5 protein-coding genes and 1 pseudogene are annotated in these 5,369 nt (G+C 63.6%); 5 read left to right on the top strand and 1 reads right to left on the bottom strand.

The features are described 5' to 3' along the window. The 5 genes from ettA to RMN95_RS12540 form a co-directional block, all read left to right on the top strand. Positions 1-1,624: energy-dependent translational throttle protein EttA (gene ettA / locus RMN95_RS12560; protein WP_309617249.1), on the top strand; the 1,624-nt coding region annotated here is incomplete at its 5' end. A 44-nt stretch (positions 1,625-1,668) separates the two neighbouring features. Beyond that, positions 1,669-2,103, top strand: coding sequence for a thioesterase family protein (locus RMN95_RS12555; RefSeq protein WP_309617248.1), 435 nt, complete (start codon positions 1,669-1,671; stop codon positions 2,101-2,103). Positions 2,104-2,166: 63 nt separating this feature from the next. Then, on the top strand, positions 2,167-3,246 hold the full coding sequence (locus RMN95_RS12550; RefSeq protein WP_309617247.1) for an enoyl-CoA hydratase/isomerase family protein: 1,080 nt from the start codon (positions 2,167-2,169) through the stop codon (positions 3,244-3,246). Next, complete coding sequence (mmsB, locus tag RMN95_RS12545) at positions 3,243-4,157, top strand: 3-hydroxyisobutyrate dehydrogenase (RefSeq protein WP_309617246.1); 915 nt, start codon at positions 3,243-3,245, stop codon at positions 4,155-4,157. The genes RMN95_RS12550 and mmsB overlap by 4 nt, the downstream gene beginning before the upstream one ends. Continuing rightward, complete coding sequence (locus RMN95_RS12540) at positions 4,154-4,930, top strand: enoyl-CoA hydratase (RefSeq protein ID WP_309617245.1); 777 nt, start codon at positions 4,154-4,156, stop codon at positions 4,928-4,930. Before mmsB ends, RMN95_RS12540 begins: the two co-directional genes overlap by 4 nt. Position 4,931: 1 nt before the next feature. Here the strand turns inward: RMN95_RS12540 and RMN95_RS12535 are convergent. After that, positions 4,932-5,369: pseudogene (locus tag RMN95_RS12535) on the bottom strand (acyl-CoA thioesterase domain-containing protein); the annotation flags it as partial.

The raw sequence follows: 5,369 nt of genomic DNA, 5'->3' as shown, positions 1-5,369 counted from the left end.
CCTTGACGACGTCACCATGTCGTTTCTCCCCGGCGCGAAAATTGGCGTCGTCGGCCCGAACGGCGCCGGTAAATCCACGATCCTCAAGATCATGGCGGGTCTCGACACACCCAGTAACGGCGAAGCGAGGCTGAGCCCGGGCTTCAGTGTCGGCATCCTGATGCAAGAGCCCGAACTCGACGAAACCAAGACTGTCCTCGAAAACGTGCAGGATGGCGTTCGCGCCATCAAAGACAAGGTTGATCGACATTCCGCCATCGGTCTTGAGATGGCAGAACCCGACGCCGATTTCGATGCGCTGCTCTCCGAGATGGGTTCGCTGCAGGAAGAGATCGATGCGGCAGACGCGTGGGATCTCGAGTCCCAGCTTGAGCAGGCGATGGATGCGCTGCGCACGCCGCCGGGAGACTCGGCCGTCAATAAACTTTCCGGTGGAGAGAAACGCCGCGTCGCGCTCACCAAGCTGTTGCTGCAGAAGCCCGACCTGCTCCTGCTTGACGAACCCACCAACCATCTCGACGCAGAGAGCGTGCTGTGGCTCGAGCAGCATTTGGCGAAGTACCACGGTGCCGTGCTCGCCGTCACTCATGATCGATACTTCCTCGATCATGTCGCGGAGTGGATCGCCGAGGTTGACCGCGGTCACCTGTATCCGTACGAGGGCAACTACTCCACTTACCTCGAGAAGAAGGGCGCCCGCCTCGAGGTGCAGGGTAAGAAAGACGCGAAGCTGGCGAAGCGTCTCTCGTCCGAGCTCGAGTGGGTGCGAAGCAATGCCAAGGGCCGCCAGGTGAAGTCGAAGGCGCGACTGGCCCGCTACGAAGAGATGGCAAACGAAGCCGAGAAGACCAGAAAACTCGATTTCGAAGAGCTGGTCATTCCTGTGGGTCCGAGGCTCGGCGCGCAGGTCATCGACGCGAAGAAACTCAAGAAAGGTTTTGGTGAGCGGGTGCTCATCGACAACCTCAGCTTCACGCTGCCCCGCAACGGCATCGTGGGAGTGATCGGCCCGAATGGTGTCGGCAAGACCACGATGTTCAAAACAATCACAGGGCTCGAGCCTCTCGACGGTGGTGACCTGAAGATCGGCGAGACGGTCGATATCTCCTACGTCGACCAGGACCGCGGCGGCATCGACCCGAATAAGACGCTCTGGGAGGTCGTCTCGGATGGCCAGGACTACATCCAGGTCGGTAAGACCGAGATCCCGTCGCGTGGCTACGTCTCCCAATTTGGCTTCAAGGGGCCCGACCAGCAAAAGAAGGCCGGAGTGTTGTCGGGAGGCGAGCGCAACAGGCTGAATCTCGCGCTCACGCTCAAGCAGGGCGGAAATCTGCTGCTGCTCGACGAACCCACTAACGACCTCGACGTCGAGACGCTGGGCTCCCTCGAGAATGCGCTGCTCGAGTTCCCCGGTTGTGCGGTGGTCATCACCCACGATCGGTGGTTCCTCGACCGCATCGCCACGCACATCCTCGCCTATGAGGGCACCGATGACGACCCATCCAACTGGTACTGGTTCGAGGGCAACTTCGAATCGTATGAAGAGAACAAGATCGAACGACTGGGCCCGGATGCCGCGAAGCCACATCGCAGCGCGTACCGCAAGCTCACCAGGGACTAGTCATCGCGCGCCTGAATGTTCCGATCGCTGCGCGGTGGGGAGACATGGATGCGTATGGGCACGTCAACAACGTCGAGATCCTTCGACTAATTGAGGAGGCCCGGGTTCGAGTGCTGTGGAGAAGCGGCAGCCAGGCAGACGACCTGCCGACGGCGGTACTTGATCCTGGCACTGACGACACCTGGACGGTGGTCGCCAGGCTGGAAGCGGAGTACCTCGCCCAAATGCCGTACCTGCGCCAGCCGATCGACATTGAGGTGTGGTTCGGGGCGATTGGCGGGGCCAGCGTCGACATGAGTTTCGAACTGTTCTCGCCCACCGGAGTGGCACCGCGCGTGCTGTACGCACGAGCAGCCGTCACCCTGGTCACGGTGACAGCGGCCGACGGTCGCCCCACGCGGATACCCCCGTCGTTCCGCGTCGCCTGGGCCGATTTCACCGAAGAGCCGGTGGAATTCTCCCGCCGATCACGGGCATAACGTCACCGTGGGTGGTCGCGTTGCCCTTGTTCGCACCGGCCAGCCATGATGGAGTGGGGCATTATGAGCAATGACGCGGCGAGCCCGGTGACCACGAGCGATCCCGTGCTGTTCGATAGGCACGGCCGACTCGGCCTCATCACACTCAACCGGCCCAGGGCGATTAACGCCCTCAACTTCGAGATGGTGACGCTCATCCAGCGCCAACTCGACCGGTGGGCCGCCGACCCCGCCATCGCGGTTGTCGCACTGGTCGGCAGCGGCGATCGGGGGCTCTGCGCGGGTGGCGACATCGTCTCGATCTATCGGGATGCCACAGGCGGCGGTGAATCATCCGCACAGTTCTGGCGGGAGGAGTACGCCCTCAACGCCACCATCGCTCGCTACCCTAAGCCGTTCGTCGCCGTGATGGATGGGATCGTGCTCGGTGGAGGCATCGGACTCTCGGCCCATGCCGCACACAGGATTGTGACCGAGACCTCCTCGGTGGGGCTTCCCGAAACAACGATCGGCTTCGTGCCCGATGTCGGGGGTACCTACCTGTTGTCGCGAGCACCGGGAGAGCTCGGAACCCACCTCGCTCTCACGGCGGGCTCTGTCGGTGCCGCGGATGCCATGGCGGTGGGATTCGCAGATTACTTTGTGCCGAGGCGGGAGGTCGAGGGCCTGCTCGACGCCCTGGCGGAGGTGGAGGGAGAAGCCGGGGTGGCTGCGGCCATTGTTGGCGTGACCGGCGACCCCGGGGCATCCACTCTCGCAGCGGACCGGCAGTGGATCGACGCCGCCTACTCGACGGATGATCTTTCCGGGATCATGGGTCGCCTGAGAGAGGGGGCCGGGGCCGACGCAGCCCGGGTGATCGCCACAAAGTCCCCGACGGCGGTGAAGGTTACGCTCGCGGCCCTTCGCCGAGCCCGTTCGCTTGCCGACCTCGAGACCGTGCTTGAGCAGGAGTTCCGGGTGTCGGTGCACTGCCTGCGGTCGGCCGACTTCGCGGAGGGCGTTCGTGCGCAGGTCATAGATAAAGACCGGAATCCGAAGTGGAATCCGGCGTCGATCGACGACGTCAGTGAATCATTGGTCGAGTCGTTCTTTGCACCGGCACCCGGTGGCGACCTCCGACTAGAAAGAAGAGCACCATGACAAACATCGCCTTCATCGGCCTCGGCAATATGGGCGGGCCGATGGCAGCCAACCTCGTCGTCGCAGGTCACCGGGTCACCGGCTTCGACCTGGTGCCGGCCGCGCTCGAGGCCGCCGCCGCGTCAGGAGTGACTATCGCCGCCACCGCGTCAGAGGCCGTCGCGCAGGCCGACGTCATCATCACGATGCTGCCCAGTGGCCGTCATGTGCTCGCGGCCTACGAGGGGCTGGGCGCTGAGGCCGGTCTTCTTGATTCGGCTCGGCCTGGCGCCCTGTTCATCGAGTCGTCGACCATTTCGGTGGATGACGCGCGCAGAGCCCACCAACTGGCCGAAGCGGCGGGCATGCGCAGCGTGGATGCGCCGGTCTCCGGCGGGGTAGTGGGAGCAACGGCGGCGACCCTGACCTTCATGGTGGGTGGCGCGGTTGCCGACTTCGAGTTGAGTGAACCGTTCCTGTCATCGATGGGGTCCAGGATCGTGCACTGCGGCGCCCCGGGCAACGGCCAGGCCGCAAAGATCTGCAACAACCTGATTCTCGGCAGCGCGATGATCGCCGTCAGCGAAGCGTTCGTGCTGGGGGAGAAACTCGGGCTGACGAACCAGGCACTATTCGATGTCGCCTCCACGGCATCCGGGCAGTGTTGGGCATTGACGACCAATTGCCCGGTGCCGGGACCCGTTGCCACCAGCCCGGCTAATCGCGAGTTCCAGCCTGGGTTTGCGGGAGCCCTGATGGCGAAAGACCTGGGGCTTGCCGTCGAAGCTCTCGAGTCAACCGGGGTCGAGGCAGACATCGGGCGACTCGCCGAGGCAATCTATCGCCAGTTCGCCGCCGACGGCGGTGGGGGTCTGGACTTCTCCGCCATCATCGACGTGATCCGCGAACGATCAACGAAGGAATCCGCATGACCGACTACGAGACGATCCAGGTCGCGACGCTGCAGCGGGTCGCCACCATCACGCTAGACCGGCCGAAGGCACTCAACGCGCTGAACCTCGCACTCATGCGCGAGGTGGTTGCCGCGGTGCAGGGCTTCGACCGGGATCCCGGCATCTCTGTGATCGTCATTACCGGGTCGGCGAAAGCGTTCGCTGCTGGTGCCGACATCAAGGAAATGATGTCGAATGGTTACGCAGACGTGCTCGAGTCAGATTGGTTCTCAGAGTGGGATGCCCTGGCACGAGTGCGCAAGCCCATCATCGCTGCCGTCGCCGGCTACGCCCTCGGTGGCGGCTGCGAACTGGCGATGATGTGCGACTTCATCGTCGCGGCCGACACCGCACAGTTCGGCCAGCCCGAGATCAAACTGGGTGTGATCCCCGGGATCGGCGGATCCCAGCGGCTCACGAGGGCGATTGGCAAAGCCAAGGCGATGGACCTGATTCTCACCGGTCGCCGGATTGACGCCGACGAGGCTGAGCGGACAGGGCTCGTGGCGCGGGTCGTGCCGGCGGGCCGGCTGGGTGAGGAGGTCGCCGCAATCGCTGCGGAGATCTCTGGCAAATCTCTCCCCGTCGTGATTCTGGCGAAGGAGGCCGTGAACCGCTCATTCGAAGTTGCGCTCGCCGAGGGCGTGCGATTCGAGCGCCGCGTCTTCCATTCGCTTTTCGCGCTCGACGACCAAAAGGAAGGCATGGCCGCCTTTGTGGAGAAGCGCGACCCCGACTTTCGTCACCGCTGAATCAGTTGCCTGATGGCACCCGCACGGTGATCTCCTGCGCGACACTGGCGAGCAGTATGCCGTCGCGGCTATAGATGCGACCCTGCGCGAGACCACGACCACCAATGGCGTTCGGGGACTCCTGGGCGTAGAGCATCCACTCGTCAACCCGGCCGAACCTGTGCAGCCACATCGCATGGTCAAGACTGGCGACTTTCAGGCCGGGCGTGGCCCAGGCGAGACCGTGCCGACGAATAACTGACTCCTGGATGGTGAAGTCGCTCGCGAACACGAGCGCAGCTCGATGCAGGTTCTCATCGTCTGGCATCGGCCCGATGGCCTTCAACCACACCGCCTGGTGCGGCACATGGGCGCCGTCTACCGAAAGATATATCGGCGAGGGAATATGTCGGATGTCGAATGGTCGCTCGTAAGCCCATGAGCGCGCAATCGGATGGTC

The organism is Salinibacterium sp., from assembly GCF_031364185.1.
Classification (GTDB): Bacteria; Actinomycetota; Actinomycetes; order Actinomycetales; family Microbacteriaceae; genus Rhodoglobus.
This window is presented reverse-complemented; position numbering and strand designations above follow the sequence as displayed.

Coding starts and splice junctions, on each gene's coding strand:
- RMN95_RS12555 (WP_309617248.1), top strand. CDS start 1,669: ATGGATGCGTATGGGCACGTCAACAACGTCGAGATCCTTCGACTAATT.
- RMN95_RS12550 (WP_309617247.1), top strand. CDS start 2,167: ATGAGCAATGACGCGGCGAGCCCGGTGACCACGAGCGATCCCGTGCTG.
- mmsB (WP_309617246.1), top strand. CDS start 3,243: ATGACAAACATCGCCTTCATCGGCCTCGGCAATATGGGCGGGCCGATG.
- RMN95_RS12540 (WP_309617245.1), top strand. CDS start 4,154: ATGACCGACTACGAGACGATCCAGGTCGCGACGCTGCAGCGGGTCGCC.